This is a genomic window from Sporosarcina sp. Marseille-Q4063, from assembly GCF_018309085.1.
Taxonomy (GTDB): domain Bacteria; phylum Bacillota; class Bacilli; order Bacillales_A; family Planococcaceae; genus Sporosarcina.
The window spans coordinates 333340-358160 of record NZ_CP070502.1; the positions used below are offsets into that span (position 1 = coordinate 333340).

The window sequence follows — 24821 nt, forward strand, 5'->3', positions numbered from 1 at the left end:
CTCATTTGTAACTCCTATTCTATAAAATAATAGTTAGTAAGAAAGCGTTCGCAATAGAATAGAAGAGAGAGGGGTTTATTTATGAAAAAGAAATCGTGGTTGATAGCTTTATTGGCTCTTGTATTGATAATCAGTACGGCATGCAGCGAAGATTCTGGAAAAGAATCAGATGAAAAGGACGAGAAACCCGGTGACAAGACTGAAGAAGCCGGCACTATCAAAATCGGCGTGCTCGCTTCACTTACAGGGGCTTTAGAATCGTATGGAAAACAAACAAAACAAGGCTTTGAATTAGGAGTGGAATATGCAACGGACGGCACAAATGAAGTTGCCGGTAAAAAAATTGAAATCGTCTTTGAAGACACAGAAACAGATCCAGTTGTCGCGGTACAAAAAGCGACGAAATTACTTGAAGATGATGAAGTCGACTTCCTCGTCGGATCTTCAAGTTCAGGCGATACACTTGCAGTTCTTCCGCTAGCAGAAGAATACGAGAAAATTATGATTGTTGAACCGGCAGTTGCTGATAGTATAACAGGTTCCGAGTTTAATCCGTTCATTTTCAGAACAGGACGTAACTCTTCCCAAGATGCCGTTGCAGGCGCAGCAGCGATTGCAAAACCAGGCGTGAAAATCGCGACATTTGCACCCGATTACTCCTTTGGTTGGGACGGGGTAGCTGCATTTAAAAAGGCGGCAGAAGATCTTGGAGCAGAAGTCGTGCTCGAAGAATTTGCAGATCCAGCAGCTACCGATTTCACTTCGAACTTACAAAAAATCATCGAAGAAAAACCCGACTATCTATTTGTCGTCTGGGCAGGTGCAAACTCACCTTGGAATCAAATTTCTGATTTAAAAATGCAAGAAAAGGGCATTAAAATTTCAACCGGAGCACCAGATATTCCAGCACTTTCAATAATGGAACCACTTGTCGGAATGGAAGGGTTTTCTGTTTACTATCATACGCTTCCGGATAATGAAATCAATGATTGGCTAGTTAAAGAACATAAAGAACGTTATAACGGCGATGTTCCAGACCTATTTACGCCCGGAGGCATGACAGCTGCCATCGCAATTGTGGAAGCCTTGAAAAATTCTGAAGGAGATGCTGACGGCAATAAAATGATTGAAATCATGGAAGGCATGTCGTTCGAAACGCCTAAAGGGACCATGACCTTCCGGGAAGAAGATCACCAAGCGCTTCAGACGCTTTACTCTATTAAGCTTGAAAAACAAGACGGTGTTGATTATCCAGTTCCGGTACTTATCCGCGAATTGTCACCGTCCGAAACAGAACCGCCGATTATGAACAAATAAAAATACGGGTCAGTCCGAGAAAACGGACTGGTCCCTCTCCAGCTGATAAACCGCATTTATCAGCAGGATGATAAAACTTATTTATCAGCTGGAGAGGGAAACATGCCAAGGAGGGAATTAAATGGAACCCATTTTAAAAACCGAAAATCTAACAATTCGTTTCGGCGGCCATACAGCTGTCAATCGAGTAAATTTTGAAATGCCTGAAAAACACTTCAAATCTATCATCGGACCGAACGGGGCGGGGAAAACGACATTCTTTAATTTAATCAGCGGGGAATTAAAACCAACGGAAGGCGAGGTTTTTTTCAAAGGGGAGGCACTAGGTAATTCTTCTGCTGTTTCAAGAACCCGAAAAGGATTAGGTCGTTCATTTCAAATTACAAATGTCTTTCCGAACCTGACTGTCTTGGAAAACGTACGCCTTGCCGTTCAATCAAAAGAGAAAATCAGATATCAGATGTTACGCCATTTCATCAACTATACAAAATTGACGGAAGAAGCAGAAGAGTTATTGGATCTTGTGCTGTTGACTGGTAAAGAATTTGTTCTGGCAAGTCAACTTTCTCATGGAGAAAAGAGAAAGTTGGAAATCGCGATGTTGTTAGCATTGGACACAGAGGTACTTCTTCTCGATGAACCAACAGCTGGGATGTCACTGGAGGAAGTACCTGCCATTCTGGACGTCATTCGTCAAATTAAAAACACGGGAAATAAGACGATTTTATTAATCGAACACAAAATGGATTTGATTCTCGATTTATCGGACTCTATCATGGTGTTATTTAACGGTAAGTTATTAGCAGACGGAAGTCCAAAGGAGATTATGGATAATGAAACGGTCCAAAACGCTTACTTAGGAGGCTTGCATGATGAAAACCTTGCTGAAAGTTGACGATGCTCATACGCATATCGGGCAATATCATATTTTACAAGGCATTTCCTTTGAGGCACGTATTGGTGAAGTTAGCGTTTTACTTGGGCGTAACGGGGCAGGAAAAACAACTACACTCAAAACGATTATAGGATTAACACCCGCCTCGAAAGGATCAGTCACTTTTAATGAACAAAACATTACACGAAAAGCAACCTTCGAAATCGCAAATTTAGGAATTGGCTATGTTCCAGAGGATCAAGGCGTATTTGGAACATTGACTGTTGAGGAAAATATGAAAGTCGCAATGAGAAAAGAAAATGATGAGGCATTTAAACGGCAAGATTATGTTCTGGAGCTTTTTCCTGATTTACAAACATTTTGGAAAAAGGATGCCGGGTACCTTTCAGGAGGCCAAAAGCAAATGCTTGCGATGGCAAGAGCCTTTGTCAATGACAGTAAGCTCATACTCATCGATGAACCCTCGAAAGGACTCGCACCTATAGTTATTGAAACAGTCATGGAAGCCATAACTGAAATGAAAAAAAGCACGACGATTGTTCTTGTCGAGCAAAACTTTTTTATGGCGAGTCGAATTGGAGATACATACACACTCATTGACGACGGTGAAACAGTTCATGCCGGAAAAATGAAGGATCTCATTGATAACGAGGAATTGAAACGCAAGTACTTAGGAATCGGCTAAGGGGGGCTGCGCGATGGAACTAATCATTAACCTGACAATAAACGGTTTAGCAACGGGCATGCTCATTTTTCTTCTAGCATCGGGACTAACGCTTATATTCGGACTGATGAGCGTATTGAACTTTGCCCACGGCGGCTTATTCGCCTGGGGTGCATTTTCGGGAATTTGGTTTTACGGACTTTCAGGAAGTTTTATCATTGGTATTTTAGGCGCAATCCTCACTGGTGCTGTTCTAGGCTTCATTACAGAAAAGTTAATTATCCGCCCTGTGTATGGAAATCACGTTCAACAGATTTTAATCACACTAGGCTTCATGCTTGTTCTAAGTGAAATGTTAAAAGTTGTCTGGGGACCAAATCAGATTGCTGCGAAAGTGCCAACCTATTTGGCGGGAAGTTGGGAGTTTGGTGATGTACTGGTTATTAAATATCGTTTTTTTATTATCATCATCGGCTTTCTTATCTTTGGTATTTTCCAATACATTTTGAAACGAACAAAAATCGGACTCATTGTACGTGCGGGCGTATTGAATAAAGATATGGTTCAAGCACTTGGCATAAATATTAACCGTGTTTTCCTTCTTGTTTTTATGACAGGATCCGCACTTGCGGCCCTAGGCGGTGTCCTATTTGCCCTCTATTCAGGCGTGATATACGCGGAAATGGGCATGGAGTTTGCCATTTTAGCTTTCATTGTCGTTGTAATAGGCGGCATGGGAAGCTTTCCAGGCTCATTATTTGCAGCAATTCTCGTCGGGTTGACGGGCAGTTATATGGCGTACTACGTACCTGTTCTATCACTTGCGGTCAATATGATTCTCATGGCAATCGTATTAATCTTCCGCCCGCAAGGTCTTTTCACAGCAAAGGAGTGAAGACATGAAAAGAACTTTTCAGTGGAACAATGTATTACTCGGAATCATTGTAGTTGCTCTTGCAATATTTCCATTCATATCCGATTCAAGGACATGGACAATTCTATTAACACAAATCTTCATCTTTTCAATTCTTGGGATGAGTTATGATATTTTACTTGGCTATACAGGCATTGTTTCGTTCGGGCATGCGATGTTTTTCGGAATGGGTGCGTATACGACAGCTGTCATGCTGAAAAATATTGAACCTACCATGGGCGTTTTCCTGTTATCAATCGGGGCCGGAATGGTAATTGCAGGCACTATCAGCTTTTTTATCGGCTTATTGACTCTGCGATTAAAAACACACTTTTTTGCAATGTTCACCTTAGCTGTTTCCGGTTTATTTTTGGTACTAGCGGAGAAATGGCGTACGGTGACGCACGGTAATGACGGCTTTACTTTTAAAGCGCCCGAATTTTTTAAGGATCGAATTATGTTTTACTGTGCGGCATTATTCTGTCTTGTCCTAGTTTATTTTTTCCTGAGGAGATTCGTCAACTCGCCGTTTGGAAGAATACTGGTTGCTGTGAGAGAAAACGAACAACGAACATTATCTCTTGGATTCAATACGCTCCACTACAAGGTGATTGCATCCGTCGTTGCCGGGGTCGTCGCGAGTCTAGCGGGTTCACTGTATGCCGTATCCCTGCGCTTTGTAAATACAAGCGTGTTGTCGCTCGATATAACGCTTGACGCCCTTTTAATGACCATCATCGGCGGGGTGGGAACGCTTATTGGACCGATACTTGGTGCAGGAATTATTGAGTTAAGTCAACATTACTTATCGGGACTTGCCAAGGAATACCCGATTTTCGAACGTTGGATTATTTTTTTCGGAATTACCTTTATATTAGCAGTTATCTTTTTCCCGAAAGGGGTCGTCGGAACGTTACGTGAAAAGTTATGGAAAAGAAGAACTAAAACAACAAAGGAAAACGCCAAAAAGGAGGGTTTGTAATGGGAATCGGAATTGTCAGTACGGGTGTATATATACCTGAAACAAAGATGACCGCAGAGGAAATTGCAAACCAATCGGGAGTCCCTGTCGATGTCGTTGTTGAAAAAATGGGCATTACACAAAAACCGATTCCCGGGGAAAACGATCATACCGTTGCGATGGCGATATGGGCTGCACAAACTGCACTGGGGAAAGGGAATGTAGATCCAAAGAAGATTGATTTGATCATCTATATTGGTGAAGAGCATAAAGAGTATCCATTATGGACGGCAGCCATAAAAATCCAGGAAGAAATCGGTGCCTACCACGCATGGGGCTTTGACATTGCCCAAAGATGCGGAACAACAATCACGGCGATGAAAGTAGCAAAAAGCATGATGCAATCCGACGAATCAATTAATACTGTCTTGTTGGCGGGCGGTTACAGAAATGGAGATTTCATCGACTATACGAACGAACGGACACGATTCATGTTTAATTTAGGTGCAGGTGGCGCTGCGATGATTTTGCAACGAGACCACATGGAAAATATCATTTTAGAATCGAAAATAATAACCGATGGCTCATTTTCCGAAGATGTCATCGTCCCTGTTGGAGGAACAAAACAACCACTCACTATAGAACATCTGCAAAATAGGTTGCAACGGCTTGATGTCCCCGATCCAATTGGGATGAAAGCGAGATTAGAACAGAAATCAATGAACAATTTTTTAAGTGTCGTTCGGTCTTCGGTAGAAAAGAGTGGTTATAAAGAAGAGCAAATCGATTACCTTGCTATTTTGCATATGAAAAAATCCGCGCATGATTATGTATTAAATGAACTTGGGATTCCCATGGAAAAATCGATTTACTTGCATGAATATGGGCATATCGGACAAATAGATCAAATACTCTCGCTTGAACTCGCTGAGAAAACTGGAAAGCTAATCGACGGCGATGTTGCGGTTCTCGTAAGTGCTGGAATCGGGTATGCGTGGGGAGCGATTACTGTTAAATGGGGGAAATCATAAGGAGGATGAGTTGATATGACATTGCCAAAAGTAATACTAAACAACAATGAAGCGATTGCTTATCGAAAAAGACCAGGTGGGAAACAAGCGATTATTCTAGTTCATGGAAATATGACATCATCAAAACATTGGGATGTGCTCATGGATGCACTCGATTCTAAGTATACGGTGTACGCACTTGACCTTCGCGGGTTTGGAGAATCGTCATATAACGAACGCATCACGCAAATTAAGGACTTTTCGGATGATCTGAAAGGTTTTGTGGATGTACTTGGGTTACGTGATTTCTACTTAATTGGTTGGTCGACGGGCGGTGCGGTGTGCATGCAATTCGAAGTGGATTATCCTGGGTATTGTCAAAAACTTATCCTTCTCGCTTCCGCTTCGACACGGGGCTATCCATTTTTCGGAACAAAAGCAGACGGTACGCCAGACTTGGAAGCGCGTCTTCGCACAATCGAGGATGTCGAACAAGATACGGGAAAAACATTGGCGATACAAGGATTATACGATACTAGAAACCGTGAAGGCTTAAAGGCTGTGTGGAATGCATTAATATACACACATAATAAACCTGGCGATGAAAAATATGAAGAATATATTGATGATATGCTCACTCAAAGGAACTTGGCAGATGTATACCATTCACTCAACACGTTTAATATTAGCGGTAAAAATAACGGCTTATCCGAAGGAACCAATCAAGCAAAAAATCTCAGGGTCCCAATACTGATTTTAAGAGGTGACAGAGATTACGTTGTTACTGAGCAGATGACAAAGGAAATCGAAGAAGATCTTGGAAACAATGCAACGTATATCCCGTTAGTAAACACTGGACATTCACCTTTGGTCGACGATTTACCAAAACTAAAAGAGCTCATTGAAAACTTTCTTGAATAGGAGGATGTATTTTGAGGTTGGAAAACAAAGTCGCCATAATTACGGGCGGCGCAAACGGAATTGGTCTTGCTGCATGTGAACGATTTGCAGAAGAAGGTGCTAGCGTTATTATGGCAGATTTTGATGAAGCCGCTGGAAAAGAGCAGGAAGCGTTATTGAAATCGAAAGAATTGGATGTAACTTTTCTTCAAGTGGATGTTGTAGATCGACAGAGCGTTTCGAATTTAGTCGAAGAAACGGTAAAGAAGTTCGGAAAAATTGATGTATTAATAAATAACGCTGGGATTACCCAGGATGCAACACTGCTCAAAATGAAACCCGAACAGTTCCAAGACGTACTCAATGTAAATTTGACAGGCGTTTTCAACTGCACACAAACGGTTGTTCCATACATGCTCGAAAACGGAACCGGGAAAATTATTAATACATCATCGGTAAGTGGCGTCTACGGCAACTTTGGTCAAACGAATTATGCCGCTACAAAAGCTGCAGTTGTCGGAATGACGAAAACATGGGCAAAAGAATTTGGACGAAAAGGCATCAATGTAAATGCTGTGGCACCTGGTTTTACCGCAACAGCAATGGTCGAGAAAATGCCACGAAAAGTAATAGATCAAATGAAAGCCGCCGTTTCATTACAACGACTTGGAAAACCTCGCGATATCGCTAATGCTTATTTATTTCTTGCAAGCGAAGAGTCTGATTACGTACACGGGCATGTCTTACATGTCGACGGTGGAATAATGATGTAACTGAAGAGGAGTGTTGCTAAATGTTCAATGAACCTGCTTGGATACTAAAAAGAGTTACACTTTCTCCGAATAGGACTGCACTTGTCGATGTTCATACAAACGTTTCGTGGACATATACCATGTTGAAAAATCGTATTCTTCGTTGGACATCTACATTTACTGATAATGGGTATAAAAAAGGTGAACGTATCGCCGTACTTGCACCAAATCAACCCGAATTGTTTGCGATTTTATTTGCTTGTAAATTTAAAGGGCTTATTTATGTACCGCTGAATTGGCGCCTTAGTAAATTTGAAATTGTTTCTCTCTTAAATGATTGCTCGCCTGCTGTTCTGTTGTTTGACGACATCTACCAATCATTGATTCAGGAAATAGATTTCAAGCAGATGAAATCTATCCATTCGATTGACAATATGAATGAAATTAGTGAAACAGTGGATATCGGGCAGCAGGAACCTTCAAACCCATGGATGATGATTTACACGGGGGGGACAACGGGTAAACCAAAAGGGGTCGTCCTATCTACATATGCCGTCAATTCCAATGCAATGAATACGATTATTAGCTGGGGCTTAACTGAAGAAGATACAACGATTAATTATATGCCTCTTTTTCATACAGGAGGCATTAACGCGTTAAGCATTCCGATTCTTATGGCAGGGGGGCAAGTCGTAATTGGAAATCGGTTTGACGCGGAAGAAGCGATGAGAGCGACCGATCATTATGCGGCAACGATTTCACTTTTTGTGCCGACGATGTACCAATCGATGATCAATATGCCGTATTTTAATCAAACATCTTTTTCATCGATGAAAGTGTTCCTCTCCGGCGGCGCGCCATGTCCAGAAACGATATACACCAAATTTTACGCAAAGGGACACAAGTTTAAAGAAGGCTACGGATTGACTGAAGCTGGACCAAACAACTTTTTTATTCGGCCGGAAGTGGCTCGTCGGAAAATAGGTTCGGTCGGAAAACCGATGTTCTTTAATTCAGTTAAAGTAGTAAATCCAAGCGGCAGTCAATGCGATGTCAATGAAGTAGGTGAACTGTATATAAAAGGGCCGCATGTCTTCAGTTCTTACTGGAATAAACCGCAAGATACAGTGAGTGCTTTCCACGACGGATGGCTGCGAACAGGGGATTTGGCTAGGTACGATGAAGATGGGGACCATTATATCGTAGGAAGGAAAAAAGACATTATTATTAGTGGCGGTGAAAATATTTATCCGCAGGAGATTGAACAGTGCTTAACAAATTTCGGAGAGATCAAGGAAGCCGCTGTTGTTGCAAAAAAGGATGAAAAATGGGGCGAATCCATTATCGCATTTGTTACGGAAGCGGAAGGGTATGCATTCAATCACGACAAAGTGATTGCCCATTGCAAGAAGTTTCTCGGAAGCTTTAAAATCCCGAAAGAAATCATTGTCTTGCCTGAAATGCCTAAAACGCATATTGGAAAAATTGATAAAAATGCACTTCTGCATTATATTATGAAAAAAGCGTGAATCGATTGACGATCACGCTTTTTCATATGTGTAAACGAGTTCATTTACTTTCGAATCCAAATCTACATGCAAGTCGTGTTCAATGAAGTACCACTTGTCCCGGTATTCAATATAGTAGCGGATACCGTCAATTTCTTTTTCAACAGCAACTTCATCAGGTTCTTCTTTTGTAACACCTAATGAGAAACCTTCATGAAGTGGGCTCGCACCACCATATCTTGCGAAAAAGCGAATTGAATCACCAGAGACTGCTTCCATTTCTTCTTTGAACCAGTTGACGGCTTCATCAGATACAACTATTTTCAAATCAGGCACCTACTTTCGAGTAACTAACTCCATTGTATTATATCCACTTTACTTTTGGCTCGGTCCCTGCTTTGATTCTAGAGATATTTGTACGATGTCGGTAGAAAATAAAGATTCCGAAGAAGAAAATCAAAATCATTAAATACAAATCACCAGTCCAGAAGTAGTAAATAACCGTATAGATTAATGCAATCACAACTACTATCATTGAAGTTAAGGACACCATTTTAGTTAGTTTCAAAACGACGAAGAAGGCGGCTAGCGCAATAAAGAAGAATGGCCAGTTGTATGCCAGTATTACACCACCTGAAGTAGCTACTGCCTTCCCGCCTTTGAAGTTAGCGAAAAGCGGATACATATGCCCGATGACAGCTATGACCCCCAGAATGAGTGGGTGGACAGTTGTTTCTATGAAAAATGGAAGTAAGGGAAGAAGTGTTGCTGCTGTTCCTTTTAGAATATCTAGAATCGTAACAGCAAGACCCGCTTTTTTTCCCAAAACGCGGAATGTATTCGTTCCGCCTAGATTTCCACTCCCATGTTCACGAATGTCGATTTTGTAAAATAATTTCCCTACCCACAAAGCGGAAGGGATTGAGCCGATAATATAGGCGAACAATAAAATTAAAATAAGTTCCATGATATACCCCTCTACCATTTGGTGTTGTTCCATATGGTCTAAGTTTACCAGAACTACCCGCATGCTACAACGGTCTAATAATCTAAGATTAAGGTAATTATTTTTTCACTTCATTGCATTTAAAAGCTTTTTTCTATACAATTAATTGAGCGAGCTTCAATAAACGTTGGTTTGACAACCTTTTTAGGAAGCGGTACGATTATATATATAAGAACAGTCGTTTGATGGAGGCGGGAATTTGACGAAACAACAAGATATTTATAAATATGATGATGATTCGATACATGTACTTGAAGGGTTAGACGCTGTACGGAAACGCCCTGGTATGTATATAGGTTCTACCGATACACGAGGGTTGCATCACCTTGTCTACGAAATTGTAGATAACGCGGTGGACGAAGCACTCGGCGGTTTCGGGTCCGAAATCGATGTAACCATCCATAGCGATGGCAGCATCAGTGTTCGCGACTACGGACGCGGTATGCCAACAGGAATACACCAAACAGGAAAGCCGACAACCGAAGTTATTTTAACGATTTTACACTCGGGCGGTAAGTTCGGACAAGGCGGTTACAAAACGAGCGGCGGGCTACATGGTGTCGGCGCTGCGGTTGTAAACGCTCTATCAGAATGGCTAGAAGTGACAATATTTCGTGACGGCCATAAATTTCGTCAACGATTTGAAAATGGCGGAAAACCGGCAACTACTTTAGAAAAAATAGGAACAACACGTGAAAAGGGAACACTTATTCACTTCAAGCCAGATCCAAGCATTTTTTCTACTTTAAAATATCATTATGAAACAATAAGTGAACGACTTCGGGAATCCGCGTTTTTATTAAAAGGATTAAAAATCGAATTGAAAGATGAAAATACGGACAAGCATGAAGTATTTCATTATGAATCGGGTATAGAAGCTTTTGTTCAATATTTAAACGAAGAAAAAGATGTACTTCATGAAGTAGCCTATTTAGACGGTGCTTCGGAAGGTATCGAAGTAGAGTTTGCTTTCCAATTTAGCGATGGTTACTCTGAAACTATTCTTTCATTCGTCAATAACGTCCGAACTAAAGACGGCGGTACGCATGAAACAGGTGCCAGAACGGCATTAACGCGCGTTTTTAATGATTATGCAAGACGGACAGGGTTATTAAAAGAGAAAGATAAGAATTTAGAAGGCGCCGATGTACGTGAAGGAATCTCTGCAATTATTTCGGTTCGAATTCCAGAAGAAATTCTTCAATTTGAAGGACAAACAAAAGGAAAGCTTGGGACGAGCGAAGCAAGATCTGTCACTGAATCAGTCGTTGCACAAAAGCTACTCTATTTCTTAGAGGAAAATGCCGATTTGAGCGCAACGCTTATTAGAAAAGCAATTCGTTCTCAACAAGCCCGCGATGCGGCAAGAAAAGCGCGTGAAGATGCACGTTCGGGTAAAAAGCGAAGAAGATCCGATACGTTGCTTTCCGGTAAATTAACCCCGGCACAGTCCAGAAATGCTGCTAGGAACGAATTGTATCTTGTCGAAGGTGATTCTGCCGGAGGTTCCGCAAAGCAAGGACGGGATCGTGTATTCCAGGCAATTTTGCCGCTTAGAGGTAAAGTTATTAATACTGAAAAAGCGAAATTAGAAGACATCATGAAAAATGAAGAGATTAACATGATCATTCATGCCATTGGCGGCGGGGTAGGCGCTGATTTCCAAATTGAAGATGCAGCTTACGACAAAATCGTAATTATGACGGATGCCGATACTGACGGAGCTCATATTCAAGTACTGCTCCTTACGTTTTTCTATCGCTATATGAAACCGCTTATTGAAGCGGGTAAAGTATTTATAGCACTACCTCCTTTATTCAAGGTGTTTAAGGGTGTAGGTAAAAACGAAAAAGTGGAATATGCTTGGACTGAAGCGGATCTTGATGAAGCTATTAGCAAAATTGGCAAGAACTACATGTTACAACGTTATAAAGGTCTAGGGGAAATGAACGCGGACCAATTATGGGAAACGACTATGAATCCTGAAACCCGGACACTTATCCGTGTAACGATTGAGGATGGTGCCAAGGTTGAACGTCGTATTACGACACTTATGGGAGACAAGGTTGAACCTAGACGACTTTGGATTGAAGAAAATGTCGATTTCGGACAACTTGAAGACCATAATATTTTAGACAATGAATTTATTCATGTTGAGGAGGACTATGAATGACAAATGTAGAACGATTTCAAGACCTTCCACTTGAAGAAGTTGTTGGTGATCGATTCGGTAGATACAGTAAGTACATCATTCAAGACCGTGCACTTCCGGATGCGCGTGACGGTTTAAAACCTGTACAACGCAGAATTTTATATGCAATGTTTCATGAAGGGAATACACATGAAAAAGCATTTAGAAAAGCCGCAAAAACAGTAGGTAACGTAATCGGTAACTATCATCCGCACGGCGATTCGTCGGTCTATGAGGCGATGGTTCGAATGAGTCAAGACTGGAAACTGCGCCATATGATGATTGAAATGCACGGTAACAATGGTTCGATCGACGGCGACTCTGCAGCAGCTATGCGTTATACAGAAGCCCGTCTTTCAGGAATTGCCGGTGAAATGCTACGCGATATCGGTAAGAATACGGTTGATTTCATTCCGAACTTTGATGATACTGAACCGGAACCAACAGTTCTTCCAGCACGATTCCCAAATTTATTGGTGAACGGATCAACGGGTATTTCGGCTGGTTATGCGACAGATATTCCACCGCATGCACTTCATGAAGTGCTTGATGCGGTTCTTTTACGACTAGAAAATCCTGAAGTTACTGTAGAAGAGTTGATGACTGTCATTAAAGGGCCAGATTTCCCGACAGGTGGAATTATCCAGGGAACGGATGGCATTAAAACGGCCTATAAAACTGGAAAAGGTCGCTTCGTCATTCGTGCAAAAACTTCGATTGAACAATTAAGAGGCGGGAAATCGCAAATCGTTGTCACGGAAATTCCATACGATGTCAATAAAGCGAATATGGTAAAACGTATGGATGAGCTTCGAATCGATCGTAAACTCGATGGAATTGCGGATGTACGTGATGAATCCGATCGTACTGGTCTGCGTATCGTAATCGAATTGAAAAAAGATACTGATAGTAATGGAATTTTACAATACTTACTTAAAAACACTGATTTACAAGTCACTTATAACTTTAATATGATTGCAATTTCGGGACGCAGACCAACATTAATGTCTCTTCCGATGCTTCTTGATGCGTATATTGACCACCAGAAAGAAGTTGTGACGCGTAGATCGCAATTCGATATTCAAAAAGCAAAGGATCGACTCCATATTGTTGAAGGGCTTATGAAAGCATTATCGGTCCTTGATGAAGTTATTAAAACAATTCGTGAATCTAAAGATAAACGAGATGCTAAGAATAATATTATTGCGAAATTCGATTTTTCAGAAGTGCAAGCAGAGGCAATTGTTTCGTTACAACTTTACCGATTAACGAATACAGATATTACTGAGTTGCAAAGAGAAGATGCAGAACTTCGAAAGTTAATTGACAAATTGGATGCAATCTTAAAAAGCGATAAAAAGCTTTCAAGTGTTATTAAAAAAGAACTTTCAGCAATTCGAAAACAATTTGCTGAACCGCGAAGATCCGATATTGAAGAAAAAATTGAAGAAATCAAAGTCGATATCGATATTCTGATTCCTAGCGAAGAGGTACACGTATCAGTGACAAAAGATGGCTATATCAAGCGGACCAGCGTTCGTTCCTATAGCGCATCGAACGGAACCGGCCATGATATGAAGGAATCGGATTATATGTTATTTGAGTCTCCAATGAATACACAGCATCATTTGTTGTTGTTTACATCATTCGGAAACTACCTATATCAACCGGTGCATGAACTACCCGATATAAGGTGGCGGGATTTAGGTCAACATATTTCAAGTATCATTCCACTTGAACAAAACGAAACGATAATCGCCGTGATTGGGTTAGAGAATTTTGAAGAAGAAGCAAATATTATTACAGTATCTAAAAATGGTATGATCAAACAATCAAGCGTTGCCAGTTTTGAAGTGAGACGATATAATCGAACATTCAGAGCGATGGGTGTTCGGAAAGGTGACGAAATGGTCGATGCCAGGCTTGTAAAAGGCGATGAAGATGTCATTTTATTCACAAAGCAGGCATTTGCACTGCGTTTTCCGCTCGCTGAATTATCCGTCACTGGTGTGAGAACTGCTGGCGTCAGAGGAATCAATTTAAGAGATGACGATCAACTTGTTTCACTGGTAGCCGTTCGTGAGGAGGAAAACGCCTCACTTGTTCTTGCAACTCAACGTGGTGCAGCAAAACGAATGAATTTAAGAGAATTCGAAACGGCTAAAAGAGCGCAACGCGGTGTGGTTGTATTGAGAGTGTTGCAATCGAATCCGCATGAAGTCATTGGCGTTGAAATGGCTACTAATGATGAAATCATTGTATTAGCAACTGATAAAGATCATAAAATACCAATTCTCGCAGGATCATTAAGACTAGTGGATCGGTATTCAAATGGAAGTTTCATTGCAGATGAGAAAAAAGATGGTCGGGTCACCCATATTTATAAAGATCCCAAAGCTGAATTAGAGTAAAGATTTATAGTCGCGGGAAAAAATTCCCGTGACTATTTATTTTTTCTGTCGTATAATAATTCGGAAGACGAAATATAATGTTATGCGACCATAAAGAGAACGGGGATAGAAGTATGTGGAGAAATCGAAATGTTTGGATAATACTAAGTGGGGAAATGATAGCTGGGTTAGGGTTATGGACCGGAATTATTGGGAATCTCGAGTTTATGCAAGAAAAAGTACCATCTGATTTTATGAAAGCGTTAATCATGTCTGTCGGCCTTCTAGCTGGGCTAGTTGCAGGGCCGCTTGCCGGGAAAGTTATTGATCAATCCAAGAAAAAAACAGTACTTCTTATTTCAGGACTTGGCAGGATGTTAAGCGTAATTTTCATGCTCGTCGCAATCGGTACTGGATCGATCTGGTGGATGGTTGCATTCATGGTCAGCATCCAACTATCAGCCACGTTTTATTTTCCCGCGTTGCAAGCGACAATTCCGCTCGTCGTAAAAGATGAAAATTTATTATCAATGAACGGATTGCATATGAATGTGGCAACCATTTCACGAATTATTGGCACTGCACTTGCGGGTATAATGCTTGTCTATTGGTCTCTAATATCATTGTATTGGATTTCAATGATCGCATACGGCGCACTATTATTATTTACGATGATGCTGCGCATCGATGAGGAAGAGGGAAGGGAAGCGAAAGTAAAAACTGCGGGGAATTCAGGTGGATTCATGGAAGTTTTTCCTGTATTAAAAGCCTATCCAGCGGTGGGTATGACTTTAATAATGACGCTTATTCCATTACTGTTCATTGGATCTTTCAATTTACTCGTTATAAATATTAGTGAAATTCAAGATTCAGTCTCTATTAAAGGTCTTGTTTATACAGTTGAAGGAATTGCATTTATGGCCGGAGCTTTAGCTGTGAAATATATTTCAACAAAATGGCGAACGACTATGATTTTGTTTTTCTTTGCAACAATGGTCGCCGTAGCGGAATTTATGCTTTTCTTTGTTGAAAGTACATTTATTACATTAGCAGCCTTCGGAGTTTTAGGTTTCGCTCTAGGTTGTTTTTTTCCGACAGCAATGGTTATTTTCCAAAAACAAATGCCAAAAGAGTATCATGGTCGATTTTTCTCGTTTCGGAATATGTTAGAACGAGTTATGTTCCAGGTTGTATTGTTAACAGCGGGCGCATTTCTTGATATTATGGGACTACAATTGATGGTTGTTGTATTCGGTGTGATCAGCCTAAGCTTGACAGCATTATTTTTTGTTCAAATGAAAAGAAGAAATATCGTGTTAGAAGAACCAGAACCAGTTGCCGCAGAAAGTGTTTAACTTTTTGCGGTTTTTTTCTAACATTTTTGATGTTCTCCCGTGTATAAACTATAAATAGGAGGAAAGAATGATGTTAATTCGAACAGGAAATGAAACGGATCTAGCTGATATAACGGCTCTAATAGCTGAATTGGGTTATGAGACAACTGTATGTGAGATGAAGAATAGATTATCAAAGTTATCTAGCAATCCGCATTATCATACAATTGTTGCGGAAATAGAAAACGAAGTTGTAGGGTTGTTGGGTTTACACATAGGTCTTGCATATGAATTTAGTGGTTGTTATGGAAGAATTGTCTGTCTAGTTGTAAATAAGGCGTACAGAAATAATGGCATAGGCAAAAAATTAATTGACAAAGCTAAGGAGATCATTAGTAATTTGGACGGAAACACTATTGTTTTAAACAGTGGGAATCGAAAAGAACGAGAAACTGCACACAAGTTTTACTTAGACAATGGGTTTTCTGCTAAAAGTACAGGATTTGTAATGAAATTCAGTTGATTTATTGAACTTATATTAAAGTGCTATTTAAACTACAAAATAAGCACTTTTTTCGGTTTTATCTCACTATCATGAGTATACTTATTAATGATACGTAGCTACCGATAATATATATTATGGCCGGGGCGTTGTATGAGTTAGAATAAAAGTGGTGTTACACTTCTATTCTATACCTATAATTATTGTTCTTAACTTGATCAATATCAATAAACTGCACACTATACTCGATTATATCATTCATAAATAAGTTATGCTCTTTTGCAAACTCTCTGAGCCCTTCCAATAATTCCTTGTCATAAGTGGTTTTATATTGAATGCGATCATTGGGTCTGGTTTCTTTATTGAATATAATTTGATCTTGTTCCAAAACATTCTTCAAGCCACTTTCAATTAAATAATTGACGTGGGTTTTATTTTCTTTAGCCATAGTTTGTAATTCATTCAAAACTGATTCACTAATATTAGTTCTGAATTTAACTCTTGATTCATCCGTTGTTTGAATTAACCTGCCATTTACCAATTTCCACATTAGTTATGCACTCCTAATTAGTTATCAATTCTTTGGGACATTCGCTCTCTTTTACGATATATAAAATTATCCGTTGATGCATTGGCGTATATTATTTTTGCTAGCTTTGGTAGTTCGTACTTTCCTTTAACCCATATACGGTAAACGGGTGTTCCTTTCTTAGTTGTGGTTATTGAGATTTCAGTTCGTAAATTCCATGATTGAAATACAGATAAAAGTATATCAGCAAATGCTTGGCTGCTACTGGTTACATTCATAACGTATCCAGTTTTCTGTACCCAACCATCCCCATCAATAACTCCCCTTACAAATGACGATAAAAACTCCTCAGGAACATTTGGAAAAGGCACAGATAATGATTTATTGGCGACAATTCCCAATGCTGCAAGATCTTCTTTAATAATTTTCGAATTAATAAGTAGTGTTGCAGTAGTTCTTGTTGGTCTTCCGGGGGCTAAAATATAATCTGCATCCATGTACGTTGCGATTAATCGTAGGATTCGTTCATCTTTTTGAGAAAAAGAAATACTGTGTATTTTTTTATTAACACAACCATCTGTGACAAATAAACCTAACACCCAAGCCATTTCATGCGACCATGTTTTAAAAAAGTTCTCATTAACTTTATTTTTTCGGGGTTGTCCTGAATATCGTTCTCTATTCATTTGAATTCCATGTTTATACATAACGTTCCGTATAGCACGATCAGAAATACCAATAACTGGAGCCATTTTTTTGAACGACATGCCGCTTTTGTACATTTGGATAATCATTTCATCATCCATGCCTGGATTTCTCGCCAAACCTTTCCCCTCCTCAATAAATCGCCTTATATCTATTATACGAACAAATGTTTTTAATTGCAAGAATACGGCGAAAGAAAAAGAACCCAAAGAGATGCTCTAAAAGCTTCTCTTCGGGTTCTTTCCTTAACTTATCTAGTCTCTCGGCACAAATGTTTTACAGTCAGTTTCTTCACTGCTTTTTGCTGTTTTTCCCTTTTGGCTGACAACATAAATAGATTTTGCACTACATCTGTTCCCGTTGCTCCAATATTTACAGTTATTTACTTCACATAAAATTTCTTGTGCCATGTGCTCCACCTCCTTGCAGTTATAATGAGCCTGAAGGTGCGGATCAATACATGCTATCTGGAACCCGGTAAACAATAAATAATCAACATTTATTTCTTCTGTTTCCCTGGAAAAATGGTGAACGACCAGGAATATATAAGATCAACAACAAAAACTAAAGTCCATATCATCCCCATTGAATATGCAACTTCATTCGCATAAGGCGATTGTTCAGCTGTTCCTGCTTCAATCCACGATAAGTCAGTTAGAAAATTTAACATCTCATTGAAACTTCCTGTTCCATAAAACCATAAAATTGATTGTCCGACCAAAAATACAAATAAATGAATCGTCGACGTTAAACGATACTTTTTCGCAACATATTTCGGATCTTTTTGACGCTGTAAAATGGCATAGTCTTTATCTGTTAAAAGTTCAACGCGCCGCCACTTCCCTACTGTTTTACGCATCCAACGATCCAATTTCAAGAAATCAAAAATTCCAAATGTGCACGCATAAACAACAAAAAGGACAATAATAATTTGAAATGTAGAAATCTCTTTTGTTTCTTGATAAATCAGTATGCCTAGCAACGCTTCGATTAAAAGCAACACAAGAAACGAAATAATAGCTAATAAACTTAACCTCTGTTTATTTAATACATAACGTAAAAATCCAAAAATAAGAAGTGAAATTACCGACAGAATTTCAATCGTAATAAAAATTTCCCATTGATGTGCCACTATAAATTGCAAATCCGCTTTCACCTCTCTTATAATGGATAACTCCCATTTGTAAAAGTTTGTACTTTTATTCAAAAATGTTATTTTGTAATTTGACTATATAGATATAGACTGCAACAGGCTTGTTTCTCAGTCGATTTAATATTATCTAAACAATACCTATGAATCACCTTATCAATGTATTAAAGCAATTATACCAATTACAACAAACGATTCAATGCTTCATCTAGATTTCCAATAAGATAAAACAGTTGTCATAGAAGGAATTCAGCCGTATAATAAAAGTATTAAATGAATAGAATAAAAAAGACCGCTTCGATGCGTCAACATCGAAACGGCTAGCGTAATAGTTGGTTCCCTATAAGGGGTCAGCATTGCCCGATGAAATAATCCACCAAGGAAGAATGGAGTTCAATTCTTCTCCTGAGCGGCAAAACTCAAGGGTGGATTATTTCTTTTGTGACATTTTAAACGCTAAAGCAATCACACCAACGATTAACGTAGAAAAGCTAATCATGATTTAGTCACTAGCAGCACCCCCTTCCGTCTTAAAAATCGTACCAAGACAGGAATAAGAAACAGGAATGCTGACCACCCTTGAAAACCTATTCTATTACCCTTTGATTATAGCATACATACGTTCCAAATCTTCCCTTTATCTCATCGGAAAATATAGTTCTTCTCCCACTATTTATTTTTCCGCATCAAATCATTTTTCCATTTATCCCATAAGAAATGAAAAACAGGATTTATTTTGATCATAACGGCATAGCCGAAAGCCATTATCATGATAGTAACCGGGCGTATCTCTTGTCCAGTGAAAATATCGACAAAAAAGACATAGGTCAAGGTAATTGGAAAGCATATGCCCAAAATGTGGATGTAGAAAATTAATTTATGATTATCCATAGCAGTCCATCCCCTTCTCCGGTATTTTAATCACTATACCCAAATAAAGCTAAATTATCACAAGCATAGCACTGATTAGCAATTGTTCAAGTCTGTCATCCGAAAATGAAACCATAGGTTATCATAAACGTATATTTGTTAGTAGTTAATACGATTGGAGGCTTCGCTTATGTTTTTTGAACCTGGGTCTTTTGTAGATACAATGTTTATGATTGGTATTTTTATTGTTATAGTCTTTATCATCATTAAAGGGGCCACCGAATGGAGTTCAAATAATAATTCCCCGAAACTGACTGTTCCCGCTAAAGTTGTCACGAAAAGAACAAGTACATCTGGAGGTGCTCATCACTCGACTGATCATATGCATTCGATGACAACAACGTCTTATTATGTAACGTTTCAATTTGAAAGTGGAGATCGGTCGGAGTTTTCTTTAAACGGTTCACAATTTGGAATGTTGGCGGAGCAGATATTGGGATGCTCACTTTCCAAGGCACACGCTATCTAGGATTTGAACGTGACAGTATATTATGATCAATATCTAGGATTAATTCGAGGCATCACAAATGATCAAATAATCCACCAAGAAGGGATGCAGTTCAATTCTTCCTTGGTGGATTATTTCTTCGACGCGACCATTTTAATGCGATTTCTGCCTACAATTTTTACATACTTTAACCATGCCGTCGTTTTCCATTTCATACTCATACAATAATTTTATTCTTTTACGGAAACAGATCGGACACTCGCCTCTACCTTTTGATGGCAACTTTTCCAATGCTTTTCCTCTGTTACTTTTCCCCATGCCTATCCCCCCGTGAACGTTCTCTCTTCTCTTTAGTAAATGATTAACATGAGAAAAGATTGATGAAAATAATATATTTTTTTATCTTTTGGTGCAGTAGTTGTCAACAAAGGCATTCAAACGTATAATAAAAACATAGAATGAATAGAATATAAAAAAGGTCGCTCGGTGTTTGTGCATCGAATGACCAGTTGTGTAAAATCAGGTGCCCATCAAAGGTTCCTGCATTAGGGATAAAAATAATCCATCCTAATTGAGCCCTTAACTCAAGGATGGGTTATTTTTTTCGTTCGTTATTAAATAACCTCCGATTCCTTTCCAAAATCACCTTCCATATTAAACCCTACAAAAACTGCGAAAACTACCAAAAGTGCGCTAATCGGCAGTACAAGTAATGTTCTAAATAATACACCCGCCGCCATCTCTACGCCATAATAAACAAAAGCCCAATGGACAGTCGTAAAAAGTACTGCAAATAATAATCCTGCTACAATAATGAAAGTGAAGCGATTTTTCGGCGTGATATTCAATTTCACTAAACATCCAAGTACAAAGGGAACTGCACAAAGTAACGATAAATATGCATAATTTACGTCCACCAGTCCCTCGTTCATATAATAATCTCCTACTACCATCCGATTCATTACCGCAGTCCCATAAACCAAGATAAATGCGCCAATTAGACTCCCAAAAGCTAAAAATAGTTTTGAGTGCACTTTATGAACATCCCTTCTATCATTTTTTTGCAAAATCTAATCCAAGTTAATTAGTTTATGTCTGTCTCGCGCATCATTATGACTAGTCCGGTTTTATTTCCAAAAAATAAAAAAGCCTGAAAGTAAGCTTGAAGGGCCTCTTAGAGACTTTTATCTATTAATCCCATGAATGGTCGGTGCTTGTTTCATGTTTTCTACTATATAAATAGGCAATTCCAGAAAAAGCACTCATCAGTCCGATTGAAGTCAATCCCATAGCCATGCCTTCTGTTGTTAAATTACCGGTGACAATTGCGACTGTGATTCCGAATCCAACGCCAGCTACTATTGCTGCCAGAATGATTCGTATCATTTTTTCATTCCCCTCGGGTTAATATACGGGATAAATGACCCTATTCGCATACTATTCTTGATTGAAATAAAATGTGCCTCGTATTATGACAAAACAAAAAAGTAGCACAAACTAAACTTTAGTCTGCACTACTTTTTTTATCTGGATTCTACTCTCAAACGATCCGTGTCTTGTAGTTCTTTAAGTGTTGCTGCCCCAATACCGAACATCGCCATCCGGAGTTCTAATTCTCTTGTTTCCATGACTTCCATTACATCTTCCAGGGATTCAGTGGCTTCTTTCAAAATCGAACGCCCGACACCGACCAGGTCGCTTCCCAATGCAATGGCTTTAGCTGCTTCGACGCCGGTCTTTATGCCGCCGCTTGCAATAACAGGTTGGTTTTCGATATGATCTCTTACTGATGTAATGCAATCGACGGTCGGTATTCCCCACTCGCTGAAAGCATCAGCAGCTTTTCGTTTCACTGGAATCGACGAGCGGAATTTCTCGACTTGACTCCATGAAGTACCACCTGCGCCTGCAACATCAATAAAAGAAATGCCTACATCACATAACTTTTTAGCCGTAGCGCCGTCAATTCCCCAACCGACTTCTTTCACGCCGACGGGAACGCCAACTTCAGCGCAAAGTTGTTCGATTTTCAGCAATAAATTCTTGAAATTTGTATTGCCTTCAGGCTGAATGACTTCTTGAATGCTATTTAAGTGCAGAACAAGCGCATCTGACTCTGTCATTTCGATAATACGCCTGCATTCATCCGTTCCAAAGCCATAATTGAATTGCACTGCGCCTAGATTTGCGATAATCGGGATACTCGGTGCATACTTTCTTACTTGGAAAGAAGACCGGAATTTTTCGCTTTCGATTAAAGCGCGTGTAGATCCTAATGCTAACGCCCAACCTCTTTCCTCAGCGGCTTCTGCTAAGTTCCGATTGATCGTTTCCGCAAATTCAGCGCCGCCAGTCATTGAACTTATTAGAAATGGCGTTTTGCATTCATGTTCCAAAAACTTTGTATGAATTGATATTTCCTCAAAATCTATTTCGGGTAAAGCATTATGAAGAAAACTGACGAGTTCAAATCCGGTTGAAATTGAATGTCCTGTCACTTTTTCTTCTAATGCAATTTGAATATGTTCTGATTTCCTTTTATCAATAGGACCAGTCATTTAATCGTACCCCCTCATTCTTTATGTAGACAACGAATCATAATGCACCGTATTTAGATACGTTTAATCGCAAAGGCAATATATCTTCTGATTTCCATTCGTTATACAAATACTCTGCATCTTTTTCTTTCTGAACAAAGGCGATTCCACAATCGCCGCCGCCCGCACCTGATGTTTTACCACTGCCATACTTATCGGCCAGTTGAATTAACGTTTTGAGTTTGGGCGTTTCTATATTAACCTCTGCCGAATCACTTAATCGTTTAATCGCTTCCCGATTTAGTTTAAGACTTGAAATCGCCAAGACGCTGTCATTTTTCTTGAAACTGTTAATTAGACTGCTTACTGCTTTTTCACTTTGCTCAATAAAGTTTACATATTCGCTCGGTCGACTGTCGCGTAAATGCTTGATCTTGGTAACCATCGGAGCCGTGGCAGCGATATTCCCTGTCCATCCGACGCAGAGAATTAGATCTTTTGGCGGGCTTATGTTTTCAATTAAAAGACTTGGCCATCTCTGCTCAACAATTTTCAGTAACGGTGTTTCTTTTCGTAGTTCATCCAAAAGCCATGTGGATGTAAAAGCGGCGTATTGAATCCAGCCGCCGTATGTAGATGCGGCAATATCCGCGCAGGAACCATTTCCTTGAGTTTTGAAATGGGCGATAGCTGAAAGTTTATAGATCAATTCAGCTGTCGGTTTTAATTCGTAAAATTTGAACAAAGATGTAATGGTCGTGACAACTACTGCGGCACTCGAGCCTAAACCGTATTTTTTTCCGGATGAATCGTCCAGCTCGCTAGTAATCAGTAAGGAAAATGGTCGAGGATGAATCGATTTTTCTACTATAAAAGAATTGAATGTGCTAATTGCATTTCGAATAAAGGTCAACTTCGAATCTGAGCTGCTGAAATTCACTTCCACTTCATCGAAATCCCATGTAACATTATTTAAGCCCAATTGCGGTAGTGAAAGAAGATTTCGATCGTTTTCTTTTATTTCTGCATTCATATATCGATTGACAGCAACGACTATTGCTCGCCTGTCGGGTTCCAGCACGGAATACTCCCCGGCAATCATCAGTTTTCCTGGCACTTTAATATGATGTGTGGTGGTCTGCATCATCAACAACACGTCTTTCTTTTTGTCTGAGGCAAATAGGAAATTCCAGGACCTGGATGGCAAGTAAACACATCTTGTACAGAAGTCACGGACATTAACGCTTCTCGGACATACTCTTCATCTTTAGGCTGGCAAAGAACCTTAACATTCGGACCGGCGTCAATTGTGAAGTACGCATGAATACCCGACTCCCTCAATTCTTGGACCTTTTCCATTACATCGAAAGTTGCGCTTTGCCAGTACATGAAAGGCGGATTTGCCCCTAATGTTGTCGCGTGCATTTTCATGGCATTTCTTTCGAGGACATCCCCAAGCATTTCGAAGTTGCGCTGGTTGATGGCTTGTTTTGCGACTTCCAAATCTTCATCTACAGTGTCTAACCAACCTTGATAAAAAGGCGATGTTTCGACAGATCGTTTCATGCCTTCACGGCTTAAGATTTTTTTCTGTTTCGGTTCTAAAAGGACGGATAAAATACTTAAATCCCATTTCTCTTCAGGTAAAATCTGCTCGGCATGAGAGTCTGTCCCGTCAGGTAGCTGCCCTTTTTTCCATTCTACATAGCCGCCGTATATTGATCGACATGCAGAACCCGAACCACGCCGTGCGATTGTGGAAAGCGTTGGTTCATCGATATCCATGCCCAATGCTTTTGTCGCCGCCGCGGCTAATGCTGCAAAACCGGACGCCGAGGAAGCGAAACCAGCAGCAGTAGGCACTTTGTTTGTAGAATCTACAACCGCATATTTTTTCACGCCTGATAGATTTCGTATCAGGTCTAAAAATTCACTAATTTTTTTAGTTTCATCTTCAGTTGCCAATGTATCATTTAAGTAAAACTTATCTGCTGTTAGACATTCGCAAAACTGAACGGAAGTTATTGTGTAAAACTGGTCCAATGTGATGGAAAGGTTGCTGTTCATCGGTAAAAATAATTCTTCATTACGTTTTCCCCAATATTTAATTAAAGCAATATTCGTATGAGCTTTAGCTGTTGCTTCCAATTTTACATTCCTTTCATAAATACATTCATTT

General features: G+C 39.7%; 27 protein-coding genes. 14 read left to right on the forward strand and 13 right to left on the reverse strand.

Going from position 1 to position 24821, the window contains the following annotated elements; translation table 11 throughout:
• Positions 1–81: 81 nt before the first annotated feature.
• The 9 genes from JSQ81_RS01720 to JSQ81_RS01760 all read left to right on the forward strand — a co-directional run bounded on the left by JSQ81_RS01720 (position 82) and on the right by JSQ81_RS01760 (position 8941).
• Complete coding sequence (locus tag JSQ81_RS01720; RefSeq protein WP_212606026.1) at positions 82–1317, forward strand: substrate-binding domain-containing protein; 1236 nt, start codon at positions 82–84, stop codon at positions 1315–1317.
• Positions 1318–1438: 121 nt separating this feature from the next.
• Complete coding sequence (locus tag JSQ81_RS01725; RefSeq protein WP_212606027.1) at positions 1439–2212, forward strand: ABC transporter ATP-binding protein; 774 nt, start codon at positions 1439–1441, stop codon at positions 2210–2212.
• A complete protein-coding gene (locus JSQ81_RS01730) occupies positions 2190–2897 on the forward strand; it encodes an ABC transporter ATP-binding protein (RefSeq protein ID WP_212606028.1) in 708 nt (235 codons plus the stop codon). Before JSQ81_RS01725 ends, JSQ81_RS01730 begins: the two co-directional genes overlap by 23 nt.
• 13 nt (positions 2898–2910) lie before the next feature.
• On the forward strand, positions 2911–3771 hold the full coding sequence (locus JSQ81_RS01735) for a branched-chain amino acid ABC transporter permease (RefSeq protein WP_212606029.1): 861 nt from the start codon (positions 2911–2913) through the stop codon (positions 3769–3771).
• A 4-nt stretch (positions 3772–3775) separates the two neighbouring features.
• A complete protein-coding gene (locus tag JSQ81_RS01740) occupies positions 3776–4771 on the forward strand; it encodes a branched-chain amino acid ABC transporter permease (RefSeq protein ID WP_212606030.1) in 996 nt (331 codons plus the stop codon).
• On the forward strand, positions 4771–5781 hold the full coding sequence (locus JSQ81_RS01745; protein ID WP_212606031.1) for a 3-oxoacyl-ACP synthase: 1011 nt from the start codon (positions 4771–4773) through the stop codon (positions 5779–5781). Before JSQ81_RS01740 ends, JSQ81_RS01745 begins: the two co-directional genes overlap by 1 nt.
• Positions 5782–5796: 15 nt before the next feature.
• Positions 5797–6681, forward strand: coding sequence for an intracellular short-chain-length polyhydroxyalkanoate depolymerase (locus JSQ81_RS01750; RefSeq protein ID WP_212606032.1), 885 nt, complete (start codon positions 5797–5799; stop codon positions 6679–6681).
• Between the two features lie 11 nt (positions 6682–6692).
• Positions 6693–7433: a 3-oxoacyl-ACP reductase FabG gene (gene fabG, locus JSQ81_RS01755; protein ID WP_212606033.1), complete on the forward strand. Its 741-nt coding sequence runs from the start codon at positions 6693–6695 to the stop codon at positions 7431–7433.
• Between the two features lie 20 nt (positions 7434–7453).
• Positions 7454–8941, forward strand: coding sequence for an AMP-binding protein (locus JSQ81_RS01760; protein WP_212606034.1), 1488 nt, complete (start codon positions 7454–7456; stop codon positions 8939–8941).
• Positions 8942–8953: 12 nt separating this feature from the next.
• On the opposite strand, the gene JSQ81_RS01765 is transcribed toward JSQ81_RS01760, so the two are convergent.
• Both JSQ81_RS01765 and plsY read right to left on the reverse strand, forming a co-directional pair.
• Positions 8954–9247 (reverse strand): HesB/YadR/YfhF family protein, encoded by a 294-nt coding sequence (locus tag JSQ81_RS01765; protein ID WP_212606035.1) that lies wholly within the window; start codon positions 9245–9247, stop codon positions 8954–8956.
• 37 nt (positions 9248–9284) lie between these two features.
• On the reverse strand, positions 9285–9887 hold the full coding sequence (gene plsY, locus JSQ81_RS01770; RefSeq protein ID WP_212606036.1) for a glycerol-3-phosphate 1-O-acyltransferase PlsY: 603 nt from the start codon (positions 9885–9887) through the stop codon (positions 9285–9287).
• Positions 9888–10125: 238 nt separating this feature from the next.
• On the opposite strand from plsY, the gene parE reads away from it, so the two are divergent.
• From parE to JSQ81_RS01790, 4 genes are all read left to right on the forward strand, one after another.
• Positions 10126–12099 (forward strand): DNA topoisomerase IV subunit B, encoded by a 1974-nt coding sequence (parE, locus tag JSQ81_RS01775; protein ID WP_212606037.1) that lies wholly within the window; start codon positions 10126–10128, stop codon positions 12097–12099.
• Positions 12096–14528: a DNA topoisomerase IV subunit A gene (gene parC, locus JSQ81_RS01780; protein ID WP_212606038.1), complete on the forward strand. Its 2433-nt coding sequence runs from the start codon at positions 12096–12098 to the stop codon at positions 14526–14528. The genes parE and parC overlap by 4 nt, the downstream gene beginning before the upstream one ends.
• 113 nt (positions 14529–14641) lie before the next feature.
• On the forward strand, positions 14642–15862 hold the full coding sequence (locus JSQ81_RS01785; RefSeq protein ID WP_212606039.1) for an MFS transporter: 1221 nt from the start codon (positions 14642–14644) through the stop codon (positions 15860–15862).
• A 70-nt stretch (positions 15863–15932) separates the two neighbouring features.
• Complete coding sequence (locus JSQ81_RS01790; protein WP_212606040.1) at positions 15933–16364, forward strand: GNAT family N-acetyltransferase; 432 nt, start codon at positions 15933–15935, stop codon at positions 16362–16364.
• 154 nt (positions 16365–16518) lie between these two features.
• Here the strand turns inward: JSQ81_RS01790 and JSQ81_RS01795 are convergent, their stop codons facing one another.
• The 5 genes from JSQ81_RS01795 to JSQ81_RS01815 all read right to left on the reverse strand — a co-directional run bounded on the left by JSQ81_RS01795 (position 16519) and on the right by JSQ81_RS01815 (position 19618).
• Entirely contained in the window at positions 16519–16893 is a 375-nt protein-coding gene (locus tag JSQ81_RS01795; RefSeq protein ID WP_212606041.1) for an rRNA methyltransferase, read from the reverse strand.
• Positions 16894–16910: 17 nt separating this feature from the next.
• Positions 16911–17696 (reverse strand): LAGLIDADG family homing endonuclease, encoded by a 786-nt coding sequence (locus tag JSQ81_RS01800; RefSeq protein WP_212606042.1) that lies wholly within the window; start codon positions 17694–17696, stop codon positions 16911–16913.
• A 135-nt stretch (positions 17697–17831) separates the two neighbouring features.
• Positions 17832–17987 (reverse strand): DUF1540 domain-containing protein, encoded by a 156-nt coding sequence (locus JSQ81_RS01805; RefSeq protein WP_212606043.1) that lies wholly within the window; start codon positions 17985–17987, stop codon positions 17832–17834.
• Between the two features lie 89 nt (positions 17988–18076).
• Positions 18077–18721, reverse strand: a complete 645-nt coding sequence (locus tag JSQ81_RS01810) for a hypothetical protein (RefSeq protein ID WP_212606044.1) — start codon at positions 18719–18721, stop codon at positions 18077–18079.
• 675 nt (positions 18722–19396) lie between these two features.
• On the reverse strand, positions 19397–19618 hold the full coding sequence (locus tag JSQ81_RS01815; RefSeq protein ID WP_212606045.1) for a hypothetical protein: 222 nt from the start codon (positions 19616–19618) through the stop codon (positions 19397–19399).
• A 169-nt stretch (positions 19619–19787) separates the two neighbouring features.
• Here JSQ81_RS01815 and JSQ81_RS01820 point away from each other — a divergent pair, with 169 nt between their 5' ends.
• Positions 19788–20126, forward strand: coding sequence for a DUF2500 domain-containing protein (locus JSQ81_RS01820; protein WP_249336603.1), 339 nt, complete (start codon positions 19788–19790; stop codon positions 20124–20126).
• A gap of 132 nt (positions 20127–20258) precedes the next feature.
• Here the strand turns inward: JSQ81_RS01820 and JSQ81_RS01825 are convergent, their stop codons facing one another.
• From JSQ81_RS01825 to mvaD, 6 genes are all read right to left on the reverse strand, one after another.
• On the reverse strand, positions 20259–20423 hold the full coding sequence (locus JSQ81_RS01825; protein ID WP_212606046.1) for a hypothetical protein: 165 nt from the start codon (positions 20421–20423) through the stop codon (positions 20259–20261).
• Positions 20424–20719: 296 nt separating this feature from the next.
• Positions 20720–21139 (reverse strand): hypothetical protein, encoded by a 420-nt coding sequence (locus tag JSQ81_RS01830; RefSeq protein WP_212606047.1) that lies wholly within the window; start codon positions 21137–21139, stop codon positions 20720–20722.
• 157 nt (positions 21140–21296) lie between these two features.
• Entirely contained in the window at positions 21297–21491 is a 195-nt protein-coding gene (locus JSQ81_RS01835) for a hypothetical protein (RefSeq protein ID WP_212606048.1), read from the reverse strand.
• Positions 21492–21628: 137 nt separating this feature from the next.
• Positions 21629–22663 carry a type 2 isopentenyl-diphosphate Delta-isomerase gene (gene fni / locus JSQ81_RS01840; RefSeq protein WP_212606049.1) on the reverse strand — a complete coding sequence of 345 codons (1035 nt, stop codon included), beginning with the start codon at positions 22661–22663 and terminating at the stop codon, positions 21629–21631.
• A 37-nt stretch (positions 22664–22700) separates the two neighbouring features.
• The gene (locus JSQ81_RS01845; RefSeq protein WP_249336604.1) at positions 22701–23789 is read right to left on the reverse strand and encodes a phosphomevalonate kinase; all 1089 of its coding nucleotides are present in this window, start codon (positions 23787–23789) and stop codon (positions 22701–22703) included.
• Positions 23789–24790: a diphosphomevalonate decarboxylase gene (gene mvaD / locus JSQ81_RS01850; RefSeq protein ID WP_212606050.1), complete on the reverse strand. Its 1002-nt coding sequence runs from the start codon at positions 24788–24790 to the stop codon at positions 23789–23791. Before mvaD ends, JSQ81_RS01845 begins: the two co-directional genes overlap by 1 nt.
• Positions 24791–24821 lie beyond the last annotated feature (31 nt).

Excerpts from the sequence above, each read along its gene's own strand:
- JSQ81_RS01835 (WP_212606048.1), bottom strand. The coding sequence starts at position 21,491 with ATGATACGAATCATTCTGGCAGCAATAGTAGCTGGCGTTGGATTCGGA.
- JSQ81_RS01785 (WP_212606039.1), top strand. The coding sequence starts at position 14,642 with ATGTGGAGAAATCGAAATGTTTGGATAATACTAAGTGGGGAAATGATA.
- JSQ81_RS01795 (WP_212606041.1), bottom strand. The coding sequence starts at position 16,893 with ATGTGGAAATTGGTAAATGGCAGGTTAATTCAAACAACGGATGAATCA.
- plsY (WP_212606036.1), bottom strand. The coding sequence starts at position 9,887 with ATGGAACTTATTTTAATTTTATTGTTCGCCTATATTATCGGCTCAATC.
- JSQ81_RS01825 (WP_212606046.1), bottom strand. The coding sequence starts at position 20,423 with ATGGGGAAAAGTAACAGAGGAAAAGCATTGGAAAAGTTGCCATCAAAA.
- JSQ81_RS01815 (WP_212606045.1), bottom strand. The coding sequence starts at position 19,618 with ATGGATAATCATAAATTAATTTTCTACATCCACATTTTGGGCATATGC.
- JSQ81_RS01730 (WP_212606028.1), top strand. The coding sequence starts at position 2,190 with ATGAAAACCTTGCTGAAAGTTGACGATGCTCATACGCATATCGGGCAA.
- JSQ81_RS01820 (WP_249336603.1), top strand. The coding sequence starts at position 19,788 with ATGTTTTTTGAACCTGGGTCTTTTGTAGATACAATGTTTATGATTGGT.
- JSQ81_RS01720 (WP_212606026.1), top strand. The coding sequence starts at position 82 with ATGAAAAAGAAATCGTGGTTGATAGCTTTATTGGCTCTTGTATTGATA.
- JSQ81_RS01745 (WP_212606031.1), top strand. The coding sequence starts at position 4,771 with ATGGGAATCGGAATTGTCAGTACGGGTGTATATATACCTGAAACAAAG.
- JSQ81_RS01845 (WP_249336604.1), bottom strand. The coding sequence starts at position 23,789 with ATGATGCAGACCACCACACATCATATTAAAGTGCCAGGAAAACTGATG.
- JSQ81_RS01760 (WP_212606034.1), top strand. The coding sequence starts at position 7,454 with ATGTTCAATGAACCTGCTTGGATACTAAAAAGAGTTACACTTTCTCCG.
- JSQ81_RS01805 (WP_212606043.1), bottom strand. The coding sequence starts at position 17,987 with ATGGCACAAGAAATTTTATGTGAAGTAAATAACTGTAAATATTGGAGC.
- JSQ81_RS01750 (WP_212606032.1), top strand. The coding sequence starts at position 5,797 with ATGACATTGCCAAAAGTAATACTAAACAACAATGAAGCGATTGCTTAT.
- JSQ81_RS01735 (WP_212606029.1), top strand. The coding sequence starts at position 2,911 with ATGGAACTAATCATTAACCTGACAATAAACGGTTTAGCAACGGGCATG.
- parC (WP_212606038.1), top strand. The coding sequence starts at position 12,096 with ATGACAAATGTAGAACGATTTCAAGACCTTCCACTTGAAGAAGTTGTT.
- JSQ81_RS01725 (WP_212606027.1), top strand. The coding sequence starts at position 1,439 with ATGGAACCCATTTTAAAAACCGAAAATCTAACAATTCGTTTCGGCGGC.
- fni (WP_212606049.1), bottom strand. The coding sequence starts at position 22,663 with ATGACTGGTCCTATTGATAAAAGGAAATCAGAACATATTCAAATTGCA.
- JSQ81_RS01740 (WP_212606030.1), top strand. The coding sequence starts at position 3,776 with ATGAAAAGAACTTTTCAGTGGAACAATGTATTACTCGGAATCATTGTA.
- JSQ81_RS01790 (WP_212606040.1), top strand. The coding sequence starts at position 15,933 with ATGTTAATTCGAACAGGAAATGAAACGGATCTAGCTGATATAACGGCT.